This window comes from Ramlibacter tataouinensis TTB310, from assembly GCF_000215705.1.
GTDB classification, from domain to species: Bacteria; Pseudomonadota; Gammaproteobacteria; order Burkholderiales; family Burkholderiaceae_C; genus Ramlibacter; species Ramlibacter tataouinensis.
Genome location: NC_015677.1, coordinates 89,531 through 112,735, shown reverse-complemented (window position 1 = coordinate 112,735; position 23,205 = coordinate 89,531). Strand labels below are relative to the sequence as shown.

Below are 23,205 nucleotides of genomic sequence, written 5' to 3'. Positions count from 1 at the left end.
CAGCCAATCTACGGCGGGCCCGCGGCCGCCGGTGTAGGAGAACGGAGCCCGCGCCGCCTCAGTGCAGCAGCTGCCGCGGCAACGACAGGAAACGCAGCAGCACGGTATCGAACTCGTCCGGCGCTTCCAGGTTCTGCAGGTGACCGATGCCGGACAGCTCGTGGTAGGTGCTGCCGGCGATCGCGCCGCTCATCTTCTTCATGACCGCCGGCGGCGCGGCGCGGTCGTGCTCGCCGGCCACCAGCAGCGTGGGCACGTGGATGCCGGCCAGGCTGGCGCGCCGGTCGAAGGTGACCAGGCATTCCAGCGCGCGGCGGTAGACGGACGGCGGCACCTGCGCCATGCAGTGCTGCGCCAGCCGCACGCCCTCGGGCAGCGCGCCGGGGCCGACCATCCGCGGCACCAGCGTCGCGGCCAGCTCGGCCATGCCCTGCCCCGCCGCCAGCGGCGCGGTGCGGCTGGCGATGAACTCGCGCTGCCAGTCGCCCTCAGGCCTGCCGAAGGCGGGCGAGGTGCCGCACAGCACCAGCCGGTTCACCAGCTCGGGACGCCGCGCCACCACCTCCTGCGCCACCATGCCGCCCATGCTGTGCCCCACTAGGGCGACGCTGCCGCAGCGCAGCGCCTCGATCAATGCGATGCAGCGTTCGGCCAGGCCCTTGAAGGTGTAGGGCTCGATGGGCGCGCTGCGCCCGTAGCCCGGCATGTCCCAGGCCACGGCACGGTAGCCGCAGCCCGCCAATGTCTCGACCTGCGGCGCGAAGGCCAGGTGGCCGCCGCCGATGCCGTGCAGCATCAGCACGGTGGGGCCGGCGCCCAGTGTGGTGAAGGCGGGAATCGTCATGTCACGGAAAGCCCCATGGCTCGAACGGACCATGGCGCGGGCTCCGGCGGAGCGGGTTTCGGTTCATACTACATGAAACTTCATGCAAACCAGCTCAGCCGCCAGCTTTGTGACGATGCCGATGCGCCAGGCCCAGCCGCCCAGCTTTTCCGCGCGGGAATTCCGAGCGGCGCTGGGCATGTTCGCCACCGGCGTGACCATCGTCACCATGCGCACGGCCGAAGGCCTGCCCGTGGGGCTGACCGCCAACTCGTTCAACTCGGTCTCGCTGGACCCGCCGCTGGTGCTGTGGAGCCTGTCGCAGGCCGCCGCCTCGCTGGCCACCTTCCGCACCGGCACGCACTACGCCATCAACGTGCTGGCGGCCGACCAGAAGGCGCTGGCCGAGCGCTTCGCGCTGCGCGGCGCCGACCGCTGGAGCGGCGTGGAGTCCACGCCGGGCGTGTGCGGCGCGCCGCTGATCGCCGGCGCCGCCGCCACCTTCGAATGCTTCAACCGCAGCCGCTACGACGAGGGCGACCACGTGATCTTCGTCGGCGAGGTCGAGCGCTGCACCTGGCGGCCCGGCGCGCCGCCGCTGCTGTTCCACGGCGGGCGCTTCTACACCGAGCATCCGCTGTGAGCCGGGGTGCGGCCATGGCGCAGAGCGAGCGTTTCGTGGACAACTACCTGGGCCATTTGCTGGGCCAGGCCAACCACGCGCTGTACAAGGAGTTCGACGAGCGCGTGCGTGCGGCCGGCCTGAGCCCCATCGAGTGGCGGGTGCTGGCCACGCTGCACGACGGCGAGCCGCTCACCGTGAGCCAGCTGGCGCGCGAGGTGCTGTCCAAGCAGCCCACCGTGACCAAGCTGGTGCAGCGCATGGCCGAGCAGGGCTGGGTGGAGATGCGCGCCGATGCGGCCGACCAGCGCCGCACGCTGGTCGCCGTCACCGCGGCCGGCCGGCGTGTGGTGAAGCCGCTGGTGGAGGAGGCCAAGCAGCACGAGGCCCGCATCCTGCGGGCGCTGGGCGCGATGGAGAAGCGGACTCTGCGGCAGCTGCTGGAAAAGCTGGTGGCTCTTTAGAGCCCGTTGTGCTTTCAGCGCCGCCCAAACCGTACGGTGGTCACACCCGGGCGCAACTGCCGCACGGAGGGCATGACCAGCACGCAGTCCTCATGGGGCGTGGCGACCGGCTCGCCGGCATCGTGCGCTATCACCGTGCCGGCGCGGGCGATGACCTCGCCGCCCCGGAAGTCCTGCACGAACCTGAAGTCCATCGAGCGTGCGATGACCCGCCCGGTCACCCGCACCGGCGCGGGCGGGTCGACATCCGGGCCCAGCCAGCCTGGCGGCACATCGCTGCGCGCCAGGCTGCCGACGGCGACCAAAAAACGCATCAGCACGTCGCGCGAAGTCGCCAGCGACCGGCACTCCCAATGCTGCCCCGCTTCCAGCAGCAAAGCGATACGGTCGCCGGCCGGGTCGGCGAAGGCACCGTGGTCACGCATGCGCACGCCGTCCGCGTGGCCGGCATCGGCCACCACCTGAGGCGCGCTGCGCAGGGCCTGCGCAAAGGCGATGTTGCGCGCAAGCAGCCCGGTCACCAGCAGCGGCGGCGCAGGCTCGTGCATGGAGTGCAAGTCCAGCAGGTGGCTGGCGCGCTCAACGAAAGGGCGCAGCTGGCGCGCACGATGGAGCTCGCAGCTGGTGCCCGGCGCGTCGAGGCGCGGTCCCCAGACGCGGTTGAGGTCCTCGTCGATGAAGCGCGAGGCGTCCGGACGCCCCGGGTCGAAGCGATCGAAGGCTGCGACATTGCAGAACGCCGCGGTGATGCGGCCGCTGTGCGGTGTAAGGCCGCTGCGCAGGAAGGCGTCCAGCACGATGGCGCCGCTGTACTCGTTGCCATGGACCAGGGCCGTGAGCAGCACCTCGGGGCCCGGCCGCGCGCCGGCGCGCTCGTGCACGTAGGGCACGCCCACGGGCGACGCGGCCCAGGCCGACAGGTCGGGCGGCGCGATCTCGACTTGATGCGGCGCCAACCTACGGCTCACGACGTCTTGCCGGTGCTGACGGCCTGGTTCACCACGCTGCGCACCCGCGCCGTCTCGGCCCTGATGAAATCGGCCAGCTGCTTGGACGTACCGCCCTCGTTGCTGACACCGGCCTTCTGCAGCTTCTGCCAGACATCCTGCTCGCGCAGGATGGCGTTGAGTTCCTTGTTCAGGCGCGCCACCATGGGCTGCGGCAGCTTGGCCGGGCCGAACAGGCCGAACCAGACGTTCATGTCGTAGCCCTTCAGGCGCGGGTGCTCGCCCAGCGCCGGCACCTGCGGCAGCGAGCGTGAGCGGCTCGCGGTGGTCACGCCCAGCGGCGTCATCTTGCCGGCCTCGATGTGCGGCAGGGCCGAGGACAGCACGAAGACGCTGAACTCCAGCTGGCCGCCCAGCAGGTCCTGCACCATCTGCGCGGCACCACGGTACGGCACGTGGCGGAAGGTAGTGCCCGCCAGCACGTTGATCAGCTCGCCGGACATGTGCAGCGGCGTACCCACGCCCGAGGAGGCGAAGCTGAGCTTGTTCGGCTCACGCCTGGACTTGGCCAGCGCCTCGTCGATGGTCTTCACGCCGGCCGACGGGCCCGCCACGAACACCATGGGTGTCACGCCGATCATGCCGATGGGCGCCAGATCGGTCTGGCCGTCGTAACGCACGGCGCTGTTGAACAAGCGGGCAATTGAGACCTCACTGCCGGACCCGAGCAGCAGCGTATAACCGTCCGGCGCGGCGTTGACCACCTTCTGTGCCCCAATGGTGCCACCGGCACCGCCCGCGTTCTCCACGACCACGGGCGTGCCCAGGCGCTTGGACAGCGGCTCGGCCACGATGCGCGCGACCAAGTCCACGCTGCCGCCCGCCGGATAGCCCACTACCAGCGTGATGGGCTTGCCGGCGGGCCAGGCGGCCTGCGCGAAAGCGGCTGGCGCACACAGGCCGGCGGCGGCCAGCGCCAAGCCGGCGGTGATACGACGGCGGTTGGAGTGGAAGGGTGAAGACGGGGTGGCAGGGGTCATGGCGGGCTCCGGTCGATGCGGCCCAGTCTAGGAAGCCGCCTTGACCGGGCCATGCGCATCGCGCATGCCGGCATGCGCGATGCCTTCAACCTGCGGAGCTGGCTGTCCACACCGTTTGCACCAGCGCGTTGCGCGGCTGGCGCGGGCGCAGCAGGCGGATCTCGAAAGCGATGCCGGGCCCGTCCTCGGCCGCAACCAAGCGGCGCGCCTGCAGGTCGGTCGCCACCAACGCACGTGGCAGCCAGGCCAGGCCCACGCCTTGCAGCGCCTGCTCGTGCAGCGACTCGGCGAAGTCAGACTCCACGGCGGTGCGCAGGTGCAACTCGCGCCCGGCCTGCGCGCGCCGGCCCAAGCCGTCCTGCAGGATCTGGTGCAGCGCCAGCGTGGGCGCATAACCCAGCACGAGCACCGGCCTGCGCTCGGTGCCGGGCAGTGCGTGCAGCGGCCGGCCGTCGGGCCGCGGCGCGCTCACGGCCACCAGTTCGTCGGTGCCCACGGTCAGGCCCTCGAAGCGCGCCTCGTCCAGCAGCAGCGGCAGGCGCGGGTGCGAGAAGGTAAGCAGGAAGTCGGCCGCGCCCTGCTCCAGCGCCGTGGCGCCCTCGTGGATGGAGCCGGTGAGGATGCGCAGACGAAAGCCGCCCGCCGCGCGTTGCACCCGCTGCAGCCATGCCGGCGCCACGGTGCGCGACAGGGTGCGGCCGGTGGCCAGCGTGACCCAGTCGCCGCCGGCCTGGGCGCCGCGGATGCGCTCGCGCAACTCGGCCAGGCCGGCCAGCGCCCGGCGCGCCACAGGCAGCAGCTCTTCACCCGCCGGCGTGAGCGACAGCGGCAGGCCGGCGCGGTTGATCAGGTCGGCACCAACCCACAGCTCCAGCGCGCGGATGCGGCGCGAAAACTGCGGCTGCGTCACATGCCGCTGCTCGGCGGCACGCGAGAAGCTGCGCTCGCGGGCGAGCACAACGAAGTCCTCGAGCCACTTGTGGTCCATGAAGAGATGGTAGCCACGCCTGAGGAAAACGCATACAGCACTATCCGCTTGTCGTTGATCACGGCGATACGACAGACAGCCGGCCGTGGCCGTCTGATCGCGGATACTGGCACCATTATTTGCTTTTGAAAGGATGTTCAATGGCCGCTCCCCGCGCATTCATTAGCTTCGAGATGGAGGACAAATGGGCCCGCGACTTTTTAGCGCAGCAAGCGAAGGACAAGCGGAACGACATCGAGTTCTATGATTACTCAGTTAAGGAAGCTTTCGAGTCGAAGTGGAAAACCGAGTGCGTCAAACGCATTGCAATGACAAGGGGAACAATCGTTCTGATTGGCCCCACCACCTACAAGTCTGATGCCGTGATTTGGGAAATAGCAGAGACCATACGGCAAGACCACTACATGTTCGGAATCCAAATCCATAGAGAACGAACCCATCCAATCCCAGCAGGCTTACCAGCCAAAAACGTGATCAGGTGGGACTTCGATCAAATTGTGAAGTGGCTTGGCACATGGATGTGACCGATGTACTTAAGTGACATAGCAGCCTCCATACGGTCCCACATACCACCTGGTCACATGCCAGACGATGGGGCCATGGAGCTGCTTCTGATTTACGCAGTTTTGGCTCGCGCCAAAGGAGAACTCGTAACTCGAAGCGATGTTCATGATGCATGGTCAGCTTGGATGTTCAAGCGGCGAGAAGATCACCCGTCGTTGGTCGAGTACGGTCTGCTCCCCGAGCCGATCCAGCAGGAGGACGAAGTCTTCACAGCCGCTATAAGGAAGTCCGCGCGGCAATTGAAGCTGAACGCCTCGCGTCCATCATTCACGGAAGTTCTATTTCCCTTCGGACCACCGCAAGACACTGCCGAAACTCAGCAAGCCCTCGACCTATACAAGGTGATGGTTCAGAGCTCAGAAGGGCTGGTTAGCAGACGGCAGGGCGTCAATACGTTCTTCTTGACAATGAATGGTGCGCTGCTCACTGGGGCAGGACTTGTTCTTCAAAATTCTGGTGGAAATACGATCGGCGCACTAGGGATAGCCGTCTTTAGCGTCACAGGCGCAATCCTTTGCGGAGCTTGGCGAAGCTTGATTACTTCGTTTGGTCAACTCAATCGTGGCAAGTTTCAGGTGATAAATGCAATAGAGCGTCATCTAAGGGCAGCCATATACGCCGCCGAGTGGGAAGCTCTCGGGCGGGGTGAAGACCCAAAGATTTATAGGTCCTTCACTTCAAGAGAGATATGGGTGCCCAATGCCCTACTTGCGCTGCACCTACTAACGTTAGTGACTTCGGTTGCGGTCTATACTGAGTTGGTGAAACTGACGTAGCGTTAGGTGCGCTTTATACGAGTTATGTGCTCGGACAGTAAGGAACTGATGAAGTAATACCCATGGTCATATCCTGCATGCCTACGCAACATCACCTTCTGGCCCACCTTCGCACAGGCCGCCTCCAACAACTCCGGCTTCAGCTGTTCCTCCAGAACTTGTCCGCCAGCCCCTGGTCGATCAGGATGCCGCTTGGGTACGGCGCCTGCTTTTGCCCCTCCATCAGCAAGCTCGCGTCGTAGGGCGCCCAGGCGGCGCGGTCCTCGCCCAGGTAGCGGCTGAACGCCTTCTCGCTCCACAGGCACCGCGTCGGTGAGCAGATCGGCGCGAAGGCCGACAGCGTCTTGAACACGCCCGGGTGGCGTAGCGCCAGCGTCAGCGCGCCGTGGCCGCCCATAGAGTGGCCGGTCAGGCCTAGGCGGTTGCCGTCGATGGGGCAGCTCGCGCGTCAGCAGCGACAGCAGCTCCTTCATCATCCAGCTCTCCATGCGGAAGTGCGTGGACCACGGCGCCTGCGTGGCGTCCAGGTAGAAGCCGGCGCCTTCGCCGAAGTCCCAGTCCGTGGTGGCGCCGGCGATGCCGGTGTTGCGCGGGCTGGTGTCGGGGGCGATCAGCGCGATGCCGGCCTCGGCCGCGTGGCGCTGGGCGCCGGCCTTGACCATGAGGTCTCTTCGGTGCAGGTCAGGCCAGCCAGGAACATCAGCGCGGGCACCGGCTTGGCGCCGGCCGCCAACGCCGCGGGCGGCAGGTACACCGCAAAGCGCATGGGCAGGCCGATCTCTTTCGAGTCGTGGCGGTAGAAGCGCTGCTCGCCGTCGAAGCAGCGGTGCTGCGAGACCAGTTCCATCGCCGCTACCTCAGTACACCACCACGGCGCGGATCGACTCGCCGCGCTTCATCAGCTCGAAGCCGTCGTTGATCTTCTCCAGCGGCAGGGTGTGCGTGATCAGGTCGTCGATGTTGATCTTGCCGTCCATGTACCAGTCGACGATGCGGGGCACGTCGGTGCGGCCGCGCGCGCCGCCGAAGGCCGAGCCCTTCCACTGCCGGCCGGTCACCAGCTGGAAAGGCCGGGTGCTGATCTCCGCGCCGGCCTCGGCCACGCCGATGATGATGCTCTGGCCCCAGCCCTTGTGCGTGCACTCCAGCGCCTGGCGCATCACCTGCGTGTTGCCTATGCACTCGAAGCTGTAGTCGGCGCCGCCGCCGGTCAGCTGCACGACGGCATCGACCACGTTGTCCACCTCCTTGGGGTTGATGAAGTGGGTCATGCCGAACTTGCGCGCCATCTCCTGGCGCGCGGGGTTGATGTCGATGCCGATGATCTTGTCGGCGCCCACCATCTTCGCGCCCTGGATCACGTTGAGCCCGATACCGCCCAGGCCGAACACGGCCACGTTGGCGCCGGCCTCCACCTTGGCGGTGAAGATCACCGCGAAGGCCCCCTTGGCAGCGCACTACACGCAGTGACAAGCGTGGGGGTCACGGCCCTGAGCGTTTCGTAGACAACTACCTGGGTCACCTGCTGGGCCAAGCCATCCTGGAGAAGCTGGCCACGCTGTGACCCTGCGGCCACGAACCGTGCCGCACCAAGGGTGGATCAGCGTTCGTCCTGGTTCGTTGCCCCGCCTTGCGCCCCCTGCGTGCTGCGGCCGCGAGCCTCGGTCTTTGCCTGCTTGCTCGCGCCGGCCTGGCTGGCCGCGGCCTGGGCGCGCTGCTGCTGGATCGGCTGCTGCCGCTTGCTGTTGTCGGCGTGGCGCGTGCGTTTGCTCATCAAGGGCTCCTGGAGTGGGTGACGCGGGCATGCTAGGACGCACCGCGCTCCAGCCAAGCTGCAATCGACTGTTTCCACTGCACTGCCGTGTGTGCGGCGGGCTGTGGCCAGGTCAGCCCGGCTTGTCTTCCCCGGCATGGCGTTGGCGCAGCCAGGCTTCCATCTCGGCGATCTCGCGCTTTTGCGTCTCGATGATCTCCTGCGCCAGGCGCCGGTTCTGGGTCTCGGTGCCATGCCGCAGCTGGATCTGCGCCATCTCGATCGCCGCGCGGTGGTGGGCGATCATGCCGCGCACAAAGGCCTGGTCGGGGTCCGGGTGCTTCACGCCGGCCTCCATGTCCCCGTGCATGCGCTGCATGCTGGCCAGGTAGGCGGCCTGGGCGCTGCCGCCCGCGGCGGGCGCCTCGTGCGGTCGCTCAGGATCGTGCGTGTGCGTGGAGCGCGCGGCGGCGCCCGGGTTGTTGTTGTTCGCGGCCACGCCCGATCGGCCGTCCAAGCCGTACAGCGCGTGGTGCAGCCCCCAGTAGCTCATGGCAGAGACCGCCATCGTCGCCACCAGCGTGGCGGGGATGGCGGCCAGCGTGCGGCGCAGGGCGAAGCGCACCTGCGGCGTGGGGTCCGCGAAGATGATCACGATGACGGCCATGATCAGCGCGTGGCCCACCAGGTCCAGCCGTCCGAAAGGGTACACGGCCGCGTTGAAGATGACGAACAGCGCCAGTGCCGAGAGCCGGCGGATCAACGCCGTCCACAACAGGCCGAAGCCCATGGTGAACTCCGCCACGCCGGCCATGGGGATGAACACGTCGCGCGGCATGCCGAAGGTGAGGAACGGCTTCTCCTCCACCAGCGGGTAGAACCAGTCCGGGTACGCGAACTTCTCCAGGCTGGACCACATGAGCGCGATGGCCACGCCCCAGCGCAGCACCACGAACCGGTACCTGTTCCAGTCCAGCCTGTCGGACGCGGCCAGCACCAGGTAGGCCGCCACGCCCACGCCGAGCGCCAGGTAGTCGAGCAGGTGGAACAGCTCGTACTGGGTCAGGGCCAGCAGCCACAGCCCGATGATGCCGGCTGCGGCCAGCGGCATCGTCCGGCGCGAGAACACCAGCGCCGCGATGAGCAGCTGCATCCACGACACCCACTCGTGCGGCGACTTCAGGTCCGGCGTGAGGTACACGCCGCCGACCGCGAAGATCGCCACGAAGAACGCGGCAATCACGAATCGCATGAAGTCGTCGCCGCGTGCCCACAGCGGGCCGGTCACCTTGTCGAAGCCGGCCAGGACGGCACCGCCGGCGCGCGTCTTCTCCAGCGCGCGCGCGGCCAGGAAGAAGACGAGCACCAGCAGGATGCCGGTCCAGAACCAGCGGTCCGTCAGCGTTTCCATGAGGCGCTGCGGCGGCGCCTCGATGATGTACGGGGCAAACCATTTCACGTGGGCGCTGGCCGCCAGCGGGGCGGCCATACCGGCGGCGGTGGCGGCCCGGATCGCGGCGCGCGGGCCGCATGAGCGTGCGTGTTCCATGGGGTGCTGTCCTGCGCTGCTGGGTCAGCCACGAACCGTGGCTTGGTTCCGCAGGCTAGGACGGCTCCGCGCTGCCGTCTGTAGGTGACTTGCCGCGAACGTGTGCCAGAGGGGTCCGGTCGGCCAGGCTCATGCCCCTGCACCCAGGCCGGCCGCATGGTGCGCGAGATGCTCGGCCATGAAGCTCTGGATGAAGTAGTAGCCGTGGTCGTAGCCCGGGTGCCGGTGCAGCGTGAGCGGCTGCCCGGCCTGCGCGCAGGCGGCTTCGAACAGGTGCGGATGCAGCTGCTCGGCCAGGAATTTGTCAGCCTCGCCCTGGTCGATCAGGATGCCGCCGGGGTATGGCGGCCGGGGCTGGCGGGCCATCAGCTCGCTGGCGTCGTGGTCGCGCCAGACATGGCGGTCGGTGCCCAGGTAGCCGGTGAAGGCCTTTTCGCCCCAAGGGCAGCGCGTGGGCGCGCAGATCGGCGCCAGCGCCGAGACCGTGCGGAACAGCCCCGGGTGGCGCAGCGCCAGCGTCAGCGCGCCGTGGCCGCCCATCGAGTGGCCGAACAGGCCGATGCGCTGCGTATCGACCGGCAGCGCATGGCGCACCAGCTCGACCAGCTCGCGCGTGACGTAGCTCTCCATGCGCCAGTGGAGCGACCAGGGTGCCTGCGTGGCGTCGAGGTAGAAGCCCGCGCCGACGCCGAAGTCCCAGCTGTCCGCCTCGCCCGGCACGCCGGCGCCGCGCGGGCTGGTGTCGGGCGCGATCAGCACCAGGCCGAGCTCGGCCGCCATTCGCTGGGCGCCTGCCTTCATGGGGAAGGTCTCCTCGGTGCAGGTCAGGCCGGCCAGGTAGAACAGCGCGGGCAGTTTCGCGCCCGGCTCACGCGCGGCCGGCGGCAGGTACACCGAGAAGCGCATGGCCAGGCCGATCTCGGCCGAGGCATGGCGGTAGAAGCGCTGCACGCCGCCGAAGCAGGCGTGCTCGCCGAGCAGCTCCAGGTCCTGTGCCATCGCGCGGCCTCTCAGTACACCACCACGGCGCGGATCGACTCGCCGCGCTTCATCAGCTCGAAGCCGTCGTTGATCTTCTCCAGCGGCAGGGTGTGCGTGATCAGGTCGTTGATGTTGATCTTGCCGTCCATGTACCAGTCGACGATGCGGGGCACGTCGGTGCGGCCGCGCGCGCCGCCGAAGGCCGAGCCCTTCCACTGCCGGCCGGTCACCAGCTGGAAAGGCCGGGTGCTGATCTCCGCGCCGGCCTCGGCCACGCCGATGATGATGCTCTGGCCCCAGCCCTTGTGCGTGCACTCCAGCGCCTGGCGCATCACCTGCGTGTTGCCTATGCACTCGAAGCTGTAGTCGGCGCCGCCGCCGGTCAGCTGCACGACGGCATCGACCACGTTGTCCACCTCCTTGGGGTTGATGAAGTGGGTCATGCCGAACTTGCGCGCCATCTCCTGGCGCGCGGGGTTGATGTCGATGCCGATGATCTTGTCGGCGCCCACCATCTTCGCGCCCTGGATCACGTTGAGCCCGATGCCGCCCAGGCCGAACACGGCCACGTTGGCGCCGGCCTCCACCTTGGCGGTGAAGATCACCGCGCCGATGCCGGTGGTGACGCCGCAGCCGATGTAGCAGACCTTGTCGAAGGGCGCGTCCTCGCGGATCTTCGCCAGCGCGATCTCGGGCACCACGGTGTGGCGGGCGAAGGTGCTGGTGCCCATGTAGTGGAAGACGGGCTTGCCGCGGATGCTGAAGCGGCTGGTCGCGTCGGGCATCAGCCCCCTGCCCTGCGTGGCGCGGATCTGCTGGCACAGGTTGGTCTTGCGCGACAGGCAGAACTTGCACTGGCGGCATTCCGGCGTGTACAGCGGGATGACGTGGTCGCCCTTCTTCAAGGTGGCGACGCCGGGGCCCACGTCGACCACGATGCCGGCGCCCTCGTGGCCTAGGATGGCGGGAAAGATGCCTTCGGGGTCGGCGCCCGACAGCGTGTACCAGTCGGTGTGGCAGATGCCGGTGGCCTTGATCTCGACCAGCACCTCGCCGGCGCGCGGGCCTTCCAGGTCGACGGTTTCGATGCTGAGCGGGGCGCCGGACTTCCAGGCGACGGCGGCTTGGGTCTTCATGGGTGGAGTCTCCAGGGCAGGGGTGAAGCAGCGGGCCAGTGTCGCACCAACGCGGCTAGCATCGCCGCATGCCGCACCAGCGAAAACAACACCTCGACACGCTTGCCATCACCCTGCTCATCGCCTGCTGCCTGTTCTGGGGCTTCCAGCAGATCCTGATCAAGGCCACCGTGGCCGAGGTGCCGCCTCTGTGGCAGGCGGCGCTGCGCTTCGCCGGGGCCACGGCCCTGCTGGGGCTGTGGTGCGTGGTGCGGGGCGTGCCGCTGTTCGCGCGCGACGGCACGCTGCGCGCGGGCCTGCTGGCGGGGGCCCTGTTCACCGGCGAGTTCGCCTGCATCTACCTGGGCCTGCGCGACACCACGGCCTCGCGCCTGACGGTGTTCCTCTACACCTCGCCCTTCGTGGTGGCGCTGCTGCTGCCGCGCTTCGTGCCGGTGGAGAAGCTGCGCGGCGCGCAATGGGTCGGCCTGCTGATCGCCTTCGGCGCTGTGGCGCTGGCCTTTGCCGAGGGCTTCGCCGGGCACATGGTCACGCCGCGCCAGCTGCGCGGCGACGCACTGGCGCTGGCGGCCGGCACGCTGTGGGGCCTGACCACCCTGGTGATCCGCAGCAGCGCCATGGCCACGGCCAGTGCCGAGAAGACCTTGTTCTACCAGGTGGCCGTCACCGCGGCGGTGGCGCCGCTGCTGTCGCTGGCGCTGGGCGAGACCTGGTCGCTCGGCTACTCGGCCCGGGCCTGGGGGTCGCTGGCGCTGCAGACCGTGGTGGGCGCCTTCGCCAGCTACCTGGCCTGGATGTGGCTGCTGCGGCACTACCCGGCCACGCGGATGTCGTCCTTCACCTTCCTTACGCCGGTGTTCGCGCTGGTCTTCGGCGTTGCCCTGCTGGACGAGCCGCTCACGGCTCAGCTGGTGCTGGCCCTGGCGGGCGTGGCCGTGGGCATCGTGCTGGTCAACCGCAAGCCCGCCGGCTGACGCCGCGGCTACGGGTTGTTCGTGCCGGTGCCGAAGGCACCCAGGGCGACGATGAACAAGCCCACCGCCGTGATGAGGCCGTGCAGCGCGATCGGCGTGACCGGCAGCCGCTTGTGCCTCTCGTGGTAGGCCAGGTTCAGGTACAGGCCGACCGCCGCGCCCGCGAGCACGATGGCGATGCCGGCCCACATCAGCCCGGGCAGGCCCACGGTGAAGCCGACGTACAGCAGCAGCGTTAGCGAGCTGGTGGCCAGCAGCCCGTGGGCAATGGCCATCCAGGACGGCGGGCGGTCCATCTTGGCGCGCGTGGCGGCCAGCGCCAGCCCGCCCAGGGCGGTGAGGAACATCAGCACGGCGGCTGTTCTGAGCATGAGGGGAACGGTCATGGCGAGGGTCTCTTCTTCTTGAAAATCGACCCGGTCATGGTAGTGGGCGCGCCTGTTTCCGTGGTGCTCGGCCGCGGCCCGTTACGCCAGCACGGCCGGCGCGCGGCTCGGCTCGGGCGGCGAACGCGCCGCTGTCCGACGCACCTACTCGGGGCCGCGCGCTAAGTTCGTTCGCGACTGGAGGCCCCATGGCTGCATCGTCGCATCTCACCTCGCCACCCTCGCCAGGGCGCCCCGGCTTCCTGCTCGGGTTGGCGCTGGGCGGCTTCTTCGACGGCATCCTGCTGCACCAGGTGCTGCAATGGCACCACCTGCTCAGCGGGTTGGATGACGGGCCGCTGCGCGACCTGCGCCTGCAGATCCTGGCCGACGGGCTGTTCCATGCCGCCATGTACCTGGTGGCGGCAGCAGGGCTGCTGCTGCTGTGGCGCGCCCGCGCAGCGCTGGGGCAGGCCGGTGCGGGGCGCCGCCTGCTGGCTGCCGTGCTGGCGGGCTTCGGCGGCTGGCATGTGCTGGACACGCTGCTGTCGCACTGGCTCACCGGCATCCACCGCGTCCGCATGGATGTGGCCGATCCACTGCCGTGGGACCTGCTGTGGCTGGCCCTGTTCGGCTTGTTGCCACTGGCGGCCGCCGCCTGGCTGCGCCGTGGTGCGGCCAGGGGGCCCGGCGCCGGGGTGGCCGCTGTCGCGGTGGCGGCGCTGGCCGTAGTGGCCGGGCTGCAGGCGGCGCAGCCTCCGGCCGGCGGCGACGATCTGCTGGTGGTGTTCCGGCCGGGTGTGGGCGCGGCCCAGGCGATGGCGGTGCTGGGCCGGATCGATGCCCGCGTGGTGTGGACGGACCGCGGCGGTGCTGTCTGGGCGGTGAAGGCCAGCCCCCAGGCGCCGGTGGGCCCGCTGTACCGCGGCGGCGCCTTGCTGGTCAGCCGCTCGGCCGTGTCGCTGGGCTGCTTGTCCTGGTCCCAACGGGCAGGCCGCTGAACGGCGGCCTGCCCCTGCCATCTTCAACGCAAGGTCATCCGCAGGATTTGGCCGCTGTCCGTGGCAGCCCACAACGCGCCATCCGGCCCCTGGACCAGGCTGCGCAGGCGCGGCGAGCCCAGCACCTCGGCCACCACGGCGCGCGCCGAGCGGGAATCGGGCCCGATGGTGAGCAGGTCGAGCCGGCGCTCGCGCATCAGCCCCACGGCCAGGGCGCCGTTCCACTCGCGCCATTGCGGGCCGCTCAGGAACTCGGCGGGCCCCATGCCCTCGCTCTTGCTCTGGTTGGTCCACAGCGGACGCAACGCGTCGGCAAAGCGCTGCGTGTCGGTCATGGGCATGGTCTGCGCGTTGCCGGCATAGCCGCAGTAGCCGTTGCCGCGGCAGTCCAGGCCGGGGCGGTTGCGCGGGTCCCAGCCGCCGTTGGCGCCCGGCGCCAGCGCACTCACCTCGTCGCTGTGGTTCGGCCCATGCTCGGCGATGAAGGGCTGGCCCGCGCCGGGCTGCCCGGCCGGGCGGAAGGTCAGCCCCTGGGGGTTGCGCATGCCGTAGGCATAGATGCGCGCGTCGAAGTCGGACGGCGTGTTGTTGCCGGGCGCGGCCTTGCCGTCACGGTCGATGCGCAGCACTTTGCCGCCGATCAGGGTGGGCGACTGCGGGATGTCCGGGTGGTGGTTGTCGCCGGTGGTCACGTACAGGAAACCGTCCGGCCCGAAGCGCAGCCGGCCGCCGCTGTGTGCGCCGGGACCGCCGGCGCCCCCGCCGCCTTCCTTGTAGCGGATGTCGGTGACGATGTCGGTGCGCTCGCTCACGCGGCTGAAGTCGTCGTTCACCCGCAGCCGGATCACGCGGTTGCTGCGTGGATTGGTGCTGAGGTTGGACGCCGAGAACACGTAGACGAAGCGCTGTCCCTGGGCGAAGGCGGGGTCCACCGCAACGCCGTGCACGCCGCTCTGGCCCTGGCAGAACAGGTCGTTGGCGCGCAGGGCATAGCCCTGCGCATTGCCCATGAGCCGGCGCACCGCGCCGTCCGGCATGCGCACCGACAGGCCCGCGCATTTCTCGGTGAAGAACATCGGGCCGCCGGGCGCGAAGGCGATGTCCCAGGGCTCGCTGAGCCCGCCCATGACCTGGGTGCTGGCGAACTGCGGCGCGGCGCTGCCCTGGGCAAAGGCTGCGGGGGCTGCCGCGAGGCAGGCCGCAAGGAGCGCGGGCGCGCCCCGCAACGAACGCGGCAGATGGGGCCAGGCAGTGTGTGACAGCTTCAGGGAAAACATCGTGTACTCGTGAAGAGTGGTCCGGTCAAAACGGCCGATTGTCCGCAGCCGGGGCGCCGAGCGGGCGCGGGGGTTTTTCGTCGTGCCGTGTCGGCCGCGCGCGCACCTATGGCTGGGCTGCTGCAGTGCCGGGCTGCGCCCGCTGCTGCGCAAACTGCACGTACCAGCCCAGGCAGCCCGGGTTGGCCATCGCGTCCTTGTTCACCACCTTGTCGATGGGCTGGCCGAGCAGCAGCTTCTTGATCGGCAGTTCCTGCTTCTTGCCGGAGAGCGTGCGCGGGATCTCGGCCACCTGCAGGATCTCGTCGGGCACGAAGCGCGGCGACAGCGCGGTGCGCACGGCGGTGTTGATCCGGGCCTTGATGGCGTCGTCCAGCACCACGCCAGGGCGCAGCACCACGAACAGCGGCATGTAGCTCTCGCGGCCCAGGTATTCCAGGTCCACCACCAAGGAATCCAGCACCTCGGGCAGCGCCTCCACCGCGCTGTACAGCTCGCTGGTGCCCATGCGCAGGCCATGGCGGTTGATGGTGGCGTCGCTGCGGCCGTAGATGATGCAGCCGCCGGCCGGCGTGATCTTCAGCCAGTCCCCATGGCGCCAGACGCCGGGGTACATGTCGAAATAGGACGAGAGATAGCGCTGGCTCCCCTCGTCGCCCCAGAAGTACAGCGGCATGGACGGGATCGGCTTGGTGCACACCAGCTCGCCCACTTCGCCCACCACGGGCTGGCCCTGCTCATTCCAGGCTTCCACCGCGCAGCCCAGCAGGCGGCACTGCATCTCGCCGGGAACCAGTGGCAGCTCGCGGTTGCCGCCGATGAACGCGCCGGCGAAGTCGGTGCCGCCGCTGATGTTGCACCACCAGACGTCGGGCCGCGGCTCCAAGCCTGCCTGCGCAGGCTTGGACGGCCCGGCGGTGGCGGGCGTCTCGCCCGCCAGCGCGTGCAGTTTCCTGAATTGCTCCGTGCCCCAGCGCTGCGCCTCCTCCGAAAGGGGCGAGCCGGTGGTGCCGAGCGCGCGCACCGACTTCAGGCCGGGCAGTGCGGTCAGGTCGACACCCGCCTTCATGCAGTTGGCGAAGAAAGCCGCGCCGGCGCCGAAGAAGGTGACGCCCAGCTCGGCGCCGAAGCGCCACAGGGTGGTCCAGTCGGGGTTGTCCTTGGAGCCGCCGGGATTGCCGTCGTAGATGCAGCAGGTGGTGCCGTTGAGCAGGCCGCTGACCTGCGCGTTCCACATCACCCAGCCGGTCGAGCTGTACCAGTGGTAGCGCTCGCCCCAGCTGTTGGGGTGGTAGCTGCAGCCTATGTCGTTGTGCAGGGTCTTGAGCGCCAGCGCCACCAGCACCGTGCCGCCATGGCCGTGCACGATGGGCTTGGGCAGGCCGGTGGTGCCGCTGGAGTACACGATCCACAGCGGGTGGTCGAACGGCAGCCAGAGCGGCTCGAAGCCTTCGGTCCGGGCGTCGTCGCGGGCCACTGCCGGGCCCCACTCCTGGAAGGAGCCGAGCGCATCCAGGGCAGCCTGCGGCACGCCCAGGTTGCGGTGCACGACCAGGTGCCGCACGGTCGGCAGCTGCGCGCGCAGTTCGGCGACCACCGCCGTGCGGTCGAAGTCGCGGCCGCCGTAGCGCACGCCATCGCAGGCGATCAGCACCTTGGGCCCGATCTGGCGGAAGCGGTCCAGCACCGCCGCCGTGCCCATGTCGGGCGCGCAGATGCTCCACACGCCGCCGATGCTGACCGTGGCCAGGAAGGCGACCATGGCTTCGGGGACGTTGGGCAGGTAGGCCGCCACCCGGTCGCCCGGCTGCACACCCTGCTCGCGCAGGTGCAGCGCCAGCGAGGCGACTTGGCGGCGCAGCTCGGGCCAGGACAGCTCGCGGTGCCCGCCACGCTCGTTGCGGCTGACGACGGCCATGAAGCCGGCCGCGTGCGCCGGCTGCACGTGGCGCAGCACCTGGTGCGCGTAGTTGAACTGCGCGCCCTCGAACCAGCGCGCGTCCGGCATGCGGGCCTGCGCCAGCACGGCCCGGTGGGGCGTGGGCGATCGCAGCTCGAAGTAGTCCCACACGCTCTGCCAGAAAGCGGGCAGGTCGCCGGTGGACCAGCGCCACAGCGCGTCGTAGCTGTCGAACGCCAGGCCGCGCCGCTGGCGCAGCCAGTCCTGGTAGAGGCGGATCTGGGGGACGAAGGGGGCGGCGCTCATGCGCACGAGCGTAGCAGCGCCCGTGCGGCTTGTCGTTTCGCACGATCGTGCTATATTGAACCGATGGACGCCAAGACCCAGAAAGCCGAGCTGACCCGCGCCGCCATCGTCGGCGCGGCGCTGGACCTAGCCGGCGCCGAGGGGCTGGAGGCCATCACCCTGCAGGCCGTGGCCGACCGCGTCGGCCTGTCAAAGAGCGGCGTGTTCTCGCGCGTGGGCTCGCGCGAGGCACTGCAGAAGGCGGTGATCGAGGAGTTCGGCCGGCGCTTCCTGGCCGACGTGTTCGTGCCCGCGATGCAGCAGCCCAAGGGCCTGCCCCGGCTCGACGAGATCATGCGGCGCTGGATCGTGCGCACCCGCGACATCGAGGGCCACACCGGCTGCATTTTCACCGCCGGCGCCTTCGAGCTGGACGACCGCGAGGGCGAGCTGCGCGACTTCCTGCACGGCGAGGTCACGCGCTGGCGCGCGGCGCTGCGCCGCACCGTGCTGCAGTCGGTGGAGGCCGGGCACCTGCGGCCCGGCACCGATGCCGACCAGCTGGTGGCCGAGATCTACAGCCTGATCATGGGCCAGCTGCACGACACGCGCTTCCTGCGCGATGCGCGCGCCGCCGAGCGGGCGCAGGCCAGCTGGCGCCGCCTGCTGCAAAGCTACCTGCCCTGACACCTACGGAGACATGACCACTCTGCCCTGTGTTCGACTTGTTTCGCACGACCGTGCGAAGAAAGGATGCTGCCATGCTGACCCTGCTTTCCATCGCCGCCGTCTACGGCGTCTGGCGCGCCACGCGCGCCGTCCTTGCCTCGCTGCGCGACCTGCCGCGCTGCAACGAGGACATGGTGTACTTCTGACGCGGGAAGGCCCACCATGACCCGCACCACGCTGCAGGCCACCTCGGCCTACTACGGGACCCGACCGCTGCTGCGCACCTCGCGCCTGGTGCTGGCCGCCGCCCAGCGGATCGCGCCCGGGCTGGCCGTGCGCGCCGCCCAGCGGCTGTTCGCCACGCCCCTGCCGCCCAAGTGGCTGCATCGCCGCACGGCCTGGGGCGCCGACTGGCGCATCGAGCGCTGGCCGTTCGAGGACGCCTCCCTCACCCTGTACGCCAGGCCGTCCGCGCCGCCCGGGCCGGTGGCCCTGCTGGTGCACGGCTGGGGCGGACACGCGGCGCAGATGCTGCCGCTGGCCGAGGCCCTGGCGCAGCAGGGACTGTCGCCGGTGCTGCTGGAGATGCCGGCGCACGGCCGCAGCGGCGGGCGCACCAGCAACCTGCCGCAGTTCGCGCGCGCCATCGAGTACGCCGCCGCGCGGCTGCAGCAGGAAGGCCAGGTGCTGCGTGCCGTGGTGGCGCATTCGCTGGCCGCCAACGCCGCGGCGTACGCGGCCAGCCGGGGACTGGCGGCGCAGCGCCTGGTGCTGCTGGCGCCCCCGGCCTCGCCGCACGAGTACACGCGGTTGTTCGCCCAGGTGTTCGGCCTGTCGGAAGCGGTGCGGGCGGCCATGCAGGGGCGCATCGAGGCGCGCGAGGGCATCCTGATGCCGCAGTTCGAGCCGCGGGCCGTCGGCCCGCGCATCCGCGTGCCCACCCTGGTGGTGCACGACCGCGGCGACAGCATCAACGCCTTCGCCGACGGCCAGGCCTTCGCGCACGCGGTGCGCAGCGGGGCGCTGATGGAGACCCAGGGCCTGGGCCACCGCAAGATCCTGAAGGATGCGGCCGTTCTGGCGCGGGTGGCGATGTTCGCCGGGTAGCGGCCGGTCGACGCCCCATCCAAGACCATCGGCTGGACACGGTCTTTTTCATGCAACTACACTAGTTGCATGAAACGAGACAGCCGCCTTTCCGGCGTTCTGCATTGCCTGCTGCACATGGCCGAGAGGGATGGCCCCGCCACGTCCGAGTCGCTCGCCGCGGCGATGCAAACCAACCCGGTGGTCATCCGCCGGCTGATGGCCGGCTTGCGCGATGCAGGCTTCGTCGCCTCGGCCAAGGGCCATGGCGGCGGCTGGGTGTTGTCGTGTCCGCTGGAGCGCATCACGCTGCGCGACATCCACGAGGCCGTCGGCGCCCCCGAGCTGCTCGCCGTGGGCCACCGCGAGGAGCACCCGAGCTGCCTGGTCGAGCAGGCCGTGAACGCCGCGCTGGACGATGCCTACCGCCAGGCCCAAACGCTGCTGCTGGACCGTCTGGGCCGCGTCACGCTGGGCGCGTTATCGCGCGACTTCCACCGCCGCATGGTCGAGGGCGGGCACACGTTGGGGGCACACGCGCATGGCTTATGACGCAGTCATCGTCGGCGGCAGCTTCGCAGGCCTGTCCGCCGCCCTGCCCCTGGCACGCGCCCGCCGGCGCGTCGCCGTGGTCGATGGCGGCGTGCGGCGCAACCGCTTTGCCGACCATTCATACAACTTCTTCGGCCAGGACGGCGCGGCGCCGTCCGAAATGGTGGCCACGGCCAAACAGCAACTGCTGCGCTATTCGACGGTGCTGTGGCTCGACGACGTGGTGGAAGCCGCCGAGCGCGAGGGCGACGCCTTCGCGCTGCGCACCTCCGGCGGGCACTGGCTGCGCGCACAGCGGCTGGTGCTGGCCAGCGGCGTGGTCGACCATCTGCCGGCCGTGCCGGGCCTGCGCGAGCGCTGGGGACGCAGCGTCTTCCACTGCCCCTACTGCCATGGCTACGAGCTGGACGGAGGCCGCATCGGCGTGCTGGCCACGGGGCCGATGTCGGTGCACCAGGCCCTGCTGCTGCCCGAGTGGGGCAGCGTGACCTTCTTCCTCAACGGCGCGGCCAGCCCGGACGAGGCGCAGCGGCAGGAACTGGCCGCGCGCGGCGTGCGCATCGAACCCACCCCGGTGCGCGCCCTGGCGGGTGAAGCCACGGTGGTACTGGACGACGGGCGCGAGGTCGAGCTCGCGGGCCTGTTCACCGCCAGCCGCACCGAACCGGCCAGCCCATTGGCGCGGCAGCTCGGATGCGCGTTCGAGGACGGACCGCTGGGCCCGTTCGTGAAGACCGACGCGCAGAAGGCGACCACGGTGGCCGGCGTGTTCGCCTGCGGCGACATGGCGCGCGGCGCCGGCAGCGTGGCCCTCGCCGTGGGCGACGGCGCGATGGCCGGCACCGCCGCCCACCGCTCGCTCGTGTTCCCGGCCTGATCGCCGCGCACCGCGCCGTGCCGCGCCTTGCGTGGCCGGGCCATTGCTCCTAGCATCGCTCCACTTTCAAGGAGCGAGGAATGGGAATGTTCAGCTGGGCCGAGAAGCCCGCATCGGTGCTGCGGCAGGGCGGCGTGATCGGCCCCGACGAGCGCCTGCCCTGGCCGCAGACCGCGGCCATGGGCGTGCAGCATGTGATCGCGATGTTCGGCGCCACGGTGCTGGCGCCGCTGCTCATGGGCTTCGACCCCAACATCGCCATCCTGATGAGCGGCGTGGGCACCCTGATCTTCTTCCTGGTCACCGGCGGCAAGGTGCCCAGCTACCTGGGCTCGAGCTTCGCCTTCATCGGCGTGGTGATCGCCGCCACGTCCTATGCCGGCAAGGGGCCCAACCTCAACATCGCCGTGGCCCTGGGCGGCATCATCGCCTGCGGCCTGCTGTACGCGCTCATCGGCGCGGTGGTGCAGGCGGTGGGCACCGGCTGGATCGAGCGCTTCATGCCGCCGGTGGTCACCGGCGCCGTGGTGGCCGTGATCGGCCTCAACCTGGCCGGCATCCCCATCAAGAACATGGCGGCGAACAACTTCGACGCCTGGATGCAGGCCGTGACCTTCGTCAGCGTGGCGCTGGTGGCCGTCTTCACGCGCGGCATGGTGCAGCGCCTGCTGATCCTGGTGGGCCTGATCGTCGCCTCGCTCATCTACGCCCTGCTGACCAACGGCCTGGGCCTGGGCAAGCCCATCGCCCTATCGGGCATCGCGGCCGCGCCCTGGTTCGGCGCGCCGGCCTTCACCGCGCCGGTGTTCAGCGGCGCGGCCATGCTGCTGATCGCGCCGGTGGCCATCATCCTGGTGGCGGAGAACCTGGGCCACATCAAGGCGGTGACCGCCATGACCAGCCGCAACCTCGACCCGTACATGGGCCGCGCCTTCATCGGCGACGGCATCGCCACCATGGTCAGCGGCGCGGCGGGCGGCACCGGCGTGACCACCTACGCCGAGAACATCGGCGTGATGGCCGCCACCAAGATCTACTCCACCGCCATCTTCGTGGTGGCGGCGGTGATCGCCGTGGTGCTGGGTTTCTCGCCTAAGTTCGGCGCCGTGATCCAGGCCATCCCGCTGCCGGTGATGGGGGGCGTGTCCATCGTGGTCTTCGGCCTGATCGCCGTGGCCGGCGCCAAGATCTGGGTGGACAACCGGGTGGACTTCTCCGACAACCGCAACCTCCTGGTGGCCGCCATCACCCTGGTGCTGGGCACCGGCGACTTCACGCTGCGGTTCGGCGGCTTCGCGCTGGGCGGCATCGGCACCGCGACCTTCGGCGCCATCCTGCTGTGGGCGCTGCTGGGCCGGGCCCGGCCGGGCCGCGAAACGGCGATGGCCGGCGACGCCCCGGTGCGCTGAAAGCGCGGGTAGCATCGGCCCATGCCCGCCATCTGGACCCGCCCCATCTCGCCGCAGCTCCTGGCCGACATGCACCAGGGCACGGCGGTGCAGCACCTGGGCATCGAGTTCCTGGAGGTCGGTGACGACTTCATCCGCGGCCGGGTGCCGGTGGATGCGCGCACCCGCCAGCCCTACGGCCTGCTGCACGGCGGCATCTCCGTGGTGCTGGCCGAGACGCTGGGCTCCTGCGGCGCGGCCTATTCCTGCCCGGAGGGCTGCCGCGCGGTGGGGCTGGACATCAATGCCAACCACCTGCGCGGGGCGATGGAGGGCTGGGTGTACGGCATCACCCGGCCGGTGCACATCGGCCGCACCACCCAGGTCTGGCAGATCGACCTGAGCAACGAGGCCGGCCAGCCCACCTGCGTGTCACGGCTGACCATGGCCGTGCTGTCGCGCAAGGCCTGAGTGACACGCGAACCGCCGGGCCGCCGGCGGATCAGAGCGGCATGAAACCTGTTCTTGCATTGCTGGCCGCGGCCCTGGTGGCCGCAAGCGCTGCCGCGGCCGCGCAGACCCCGCCCTCCGGCACCATCGCCTCCGCCACCTCGTCGGCGCCCGACGCGGGCCAGGCGCTGTCGGGGCCGGCCCTCGCCGCCGCGCTGCGCCGGGGCGGCCACGTCATCTACTTCCGCCACACGGCCACCGACTTCTCGCGTGGCGACAGCGGCATGACGGGCTATGCCGACTGCGCCAACCAGCGGCTGCTGTCCGAACAGGGCCGCTTCGACGCCCGCGCCGTCGGCCGGCACATCCGCGCGCTGCGCCTGCCGGTGGCCGAGGTGCTGGCCAGCCCCTATTGCCGCACGCAGGACACCGCGCGGCTGATGTTCGGCCAGGCCGAGCCGCGCAACGAGATCCGCGAAGGTCAGGAGGGCGACTACCCCGGCCTCAAGCGGCTGCTGGCCGCGCCGGTGTCAACCGCAGGCAACCGCTGGGTGGTGGGGCATGGCACGCCGTTCCGCGCCATCGCCGGACCGCCCCACCTGGCCGAGGGCGAGGCGGCGGTGCTGCGGCCGCAGGGCACCGGCTGGGCCGTGGTGGCGCGGGTGCGGGTCGACGAATGGGCGGCCCTGGGGCGCGCCGGCGCCGCGCGCTAGGGCCGCCGGCGCCGCCGGCCGGTCC

General features: G+C 69.9%; 24 protein-coding genes and 2 pseudogenes. 13 read left to right on the top strand and 13 right to left on the bottom strand.

Annotation, left to right across the window (positions count from 1 at the left end):
- Positions 1 to 58: 58 nt before the first annotated feature.
- Positions 59 to 844 carry an alpha/beta fold hydrolase gene (locus RTA_RS00550; RefSeq protein ID WP_013899410.1) on the bottom strand — a complete coding sequence of 262 codons (786 nt, stop codon included), beginning with the start codon at positions 842 to 844 and terminating at the stop codon, positions 59 to 61.
- 82 nt (positions 845 to 926) lie between these two features.
- Between RTA_RS00550 and RTA_RS00545 the strand changes: the two genes are divergently transcribed.
- Together RTA_RS00545 and RTA_RS00540 are read left to right on the top strand one after the other, a co-directional pair.
- Positions 927 to 1,466, top strand: a complete 540-nt coding sequence (locus tag RTA_RS00545; protein WP_049871187.1) for a flavin reductase family protein — start codon at positions 927 to 929, stop codon at positions 1,464 to 1,466.
- Positions 1,463 to 1,909 carry a MarR family winged helix-turn-helix transcriptional regulator gene (locus RTA_RS00540; RefSeq protein WP_226986098.1) on the top strand — a complete coding sequence of 149 codons (447 nt, stop codon included), beginning with the start codon at positions 1,463 to 1,465 and terminating at the stop codon, positions 1,907 to 1,909. The genes RTA_RS00545 and RTA_RS00540 overlap by 4 nt, the downstream gene beginning before the upstream one ends.
- Positions 1,910 to 1,923: 14 nt before the next feature.
- Here RTA_RS00540 and RTA_RS00535 read toward each other — a convergent pair whose 3' ends face one another.
- The 3 genes from RTA_RS00535 to RTA_RS00525 form a co-directional block, all read right to left on the bottom strand.
- On the bottom strand, positions 1,924 to 2,877 hold the full coding sequence (locus tag RTA_RS00535) for a M14 family metallopeptidase (protein WP_041674921.1): 954 nt from the start codon (positions 2,875 to 2,877) through the stop codon (positions 1,924 to 1,926).
- Positions 2,874 to 3,896, bottom strand: a complete 1,023-nt coding sequence (locus tag RTA_RS00530; RefSeq protein ID WP_013899406.1) for a Bug family tripartite tricarboxylate transporter substrate binding protein — start codon at positions 3,894 to 3,896, stop codon at positions 2,874 to 2,876. The genes RTA_RS00535 and RTA_RS00530 overlap by 4 nt, the downstream gene beginning before the upstream one ends.
- Before the next feature lie 85 nt (positions 3,897 to 3,981).
- Positions 3,982 to 4,884: a LysR family transcriptional regulator gene (locus RTA_RS00525; protein WP_041674920.1), complete on the bottom strand. Its 903-nt coding sequence runs from the start codon at positions 4,882 to 4,884 to the stop codon at positions 3,982 to 3,984.
- A gap of 140 nt (positions 4,885 to 5,024) precedes the next feature.
- Between RTA_RS00525 and RTA_RS20010 the strand changes: the two genes are divergently transcribed.
- Complete coding sequence (locus RTA_RS20010) at positions 5,025 to 5,408, top strand: TIR domain-containing protein (RefSeq protein ID WP_081466178.1); 384 nt, start codon at positions 5,025 to 5,027, stop codon at positions 5,406 to 5,408.
- 3 nt (positions 5,409 to 5,411) lie between these two features.
- Positions 5,412 to 6,224: a RipA family octameric membrane protein gene (locus RTA_RS21080; protein ID WP_438865676.1), complete on the top strand. Its 813-nt coding sequence runs from the start codon at positions 5,412 to 5,414 to the stop codon at positions 6,222 to 6,224.
- A gap of 2 nt (positions 6,225 to 6,226) precedes the next feature.
- Here the strand turns inward: RTA_RS21080 and fghA (RTA_RS00520) are convergent.
- The 6 genes and pseudogenes from fghA (RTA_RS00520) to RTA_RS00500 form a co-directional block, all read right to left on the bottom strand.
- Positions 6,227 to 7,071, bottom strand: a pseudogene (fghA, locus tag RTA_RS00520) (S-formylglutathione hydrolase).
- Between the two features lie 10 nt (positions 7,072 to 7,081).
- Positions 7,082 to 7,669: pseudogene (locus RTA_RS00515) on the bottom strand (zinc-binding dehydrogenase); the annotation flags it as partial.
- 155 nt (positions 7,670 to 7,824) lie between these two features.
- On the bottom strand, positions 7,825 to 7,998 hold the full coding sequence (locus RTA_RS20890) for a hypothetical protein (protein ID WP_013899400.1): 174 nt from the start codon (positions 7,996 to 7,998) through the stop codon (positions 7,825 to 7,827).
- A gap of 112 nt (positions 7,999 to 8,110) precedes the next feature.
- On the bottom strand, positions 8,111 to 9,526 hold the full coding sequence (gene copM / locus RTA_RS00510; RefSeq protein WP_013899399.1) for a CopM family metallochaperone: 1,416 nt from the start codon (positions 9,524 to 9,526) through the stop codon (positions 8,111 to 8,113).
- Positions 9,527 to 9,655: 129 nt separating this feature from the next.
- Positions 9,656 to 10,525 carry an S-formylglutathione hydrolase gene (fghA, locus tag RTA_RS00505; protein WP_013899398.1) on the bottom strand — a complete coding sequence of 290 codons (870 nt, stop codon included), beginning with the start codon at positions 10,523 to 10,525 and terminating at the stop codon, positions 9,656 to 9,658.
- A gap of 11 nt (positions 10,526 to 10,536) precedes the next feature.
- The gene (locus RTA_RS00500; protein WP_013899397.1) at positions 10,537 to 11,643 is read right to left on the bottom strand and encodes an S-(hydroxymethyl)glutathione dehydrogenase/class III alcohol dehydrogenase; all 1,107 of its coding nucleotides are present in this window, start codon (positions 11,641 to 11,643) and stop codon (positions 10,537 to 10,539) included.
- A 68-nt stretch (positions 11,644 to 11,711) separates the two neighbouring features.
- Here RTA_RS00500 and RTA_RS00495 point away from each other — a divergent pair, with 68 nt between their 5' ends.
- Positions 11,712 to 12,617, top strand: coding sequence for a DMT family transporter (locus tag RTA_RS00495; protein ID WP_013899396.1), 906 nt, complete (start codon positions 11,712 to 11,714; stop codon positions 12,615 to 12,617).
- Between the two features lie 8 nt (positions 12,618 to 12,625).
- Here RTA_RS00495 and RTA_RS00490 read toward each other — a convergent pair whose 3' ends face one another.
- A complete protein-coding gene (locus tag RTA_RS00490) occupies positions 12,626 to 13,003 on the bottom strand; it encodes a hypothetical protein (RefSeq protein WP_013899395.1) in 378 nt (125 codons plus the stop codon).
- 188 nt (positions 13,004 to 13,191) lie between these two features.
- Between RTA_RS00490 and RTA_RS00485 the strand changes: the two genes are divergently transcribed.
- A complete protein-coding gene (locus RTA_RS00485) occupies positions 13,192 to 13,983 on the top strand; it encodes a DUF2243 domain-containing protein (RefSeq protein ID WP_013899394.1) in 792 nt (263 codons plus the stop codon).
- A 23-nt stretch (positions 13,984 to 14,006) separates the two neighbouring features.
- On the opposite strand, the gene RTA_RS00480 is transcribed toward RTA_RS00485, so the two are convergent.
- A complete protein-coding gene (locus RTA_RS00480) occupies positions 14,007 to 15,260 on the bottom strand; it encodes a PQQ-dependent sugar dehydrogenase (protein ID WP_013899393.1) in 1,254 nt (417 codons plus the stop codon).
- 106 nt (positions 15,261 to 15,366) lie between these two features.
- The gene (locus RTA_RS00475) at positions 15,367 to 17,466 is read right to left on the bottom strand and encodes an acetoacetate--CoA ligase (protein WP_041674919.1); all 2,100 of its coding nucleotides are present in this window, start codon (positions 17,464 to 17,466) and stop codon (positions 15,367 to 15,369) included.
- Positions 17,467 to 17,529: 63 nt separating this feature from the next.
- Between RTA_RS00475 and RTA_RS00470 the strand changes: the two genes are divergently transcribed.
- The 7 genes from RTA_RS00470 to RTA_RS00440 all read left to right on the top strand — a co-directional run bounded on the left by RTA_RS00470 (position 17,530) and on the right by RTA_RS00440 (position 23,180).
- Positions 17,530 to 18,132 carry a TetR/AcrR family transcriptional regulator gene (locus tag RTA_RS00470; protein ID WP_013899391.1) on the top strand — a complete coding sequence of 201 codons (603 nt, stop codon included), beginning with the start codon at positions 17,530 to 17,532 and terminating at the stop codon, positions 18,130 to 18,132.
- A 204-nt stretch (positions 18,133 to 18,336) separates the two neighbouring features.
- Positions 18,337 to 19,221: an alpha/beta hydrolase gene (locus RTA_RS00465; protein WP_013899389.1), complete on the top strand. Its 885-nt coding sequence runs from the start codon at positions 18,337 to 18,339 to the stop codon at positions 19,219 to 19,221.
- A gap of 69 nt (positions 19,222 to 19,290) precedes the next feature.
- The gene (locus RTA_RS00460; RefSeq protein WP_013899388.1) at positions 19,291 to 19,752 is read left to right on the top strand and encodes an Rrf2 family transcriptional regulator; all 462 of its coding nucleotides are present in this window, start codon (positions 19,291 to 19,293) and stop codon (positions 19,750 to 19,752) included.
- Positions 19,742 to 20,629, top strand: a complete 888-nt coding sequence (locus tag RTA_RS00455; protein ID WP_013899387.1) for an NAD(P)/FAD-dependent oxidoreductase — start codon at positions 19,742 to 19,744, stop codon at positions 20,627 to 20,629. The genes RTA_RS00460 and RTA_RS00455 overlap by 11 nt, the downstream gene beginning before the upstream one ends.
- An 80-nt stretch (positions 20,630 to 20,709) precedes the next feature.
- The gene (locus RTA_RS00450) at positions 20,710 to 22,038 is read left to right on the top strand and encodes a solute carrier family 23 protein (protein ID WP_049871184.1); all 1,329 of its coding nucleotides are present in this window, start codon (positions 20,710 to 20,712) and stop codon (positions 22,036 to 22,038) included.
- Between the two features lie 21 nt (positions 22,039 to 22,059).
- Positions 22,060 to 22,488: a hotdog fold thioesterase gene (locus RTA_RS00445; protein ID WP_013899385.1), complete on the top strand. Its 429-nt coding sequence runs from the start codon at positions 22,060 to 22,062 to the stop codon at positions 22,486 to 22,488.
- Between the two features lie 41 nt (positions 22,489 to 22,529).
- Positions 22,530 to 23,180: a histidine phosphatase family protein gene (locus tag RTA_RS00440; protein ID WP_013899384.1), complete on the top strand. Its 651-nt coding sequence runs from the start codon at positions 22,530 to 22,532 to the stop codon at positions 23,178 to 23,180.
- The last annotated feature ends 25 nt before the right edge of the window (positions 23,181 to 23,205 follow it).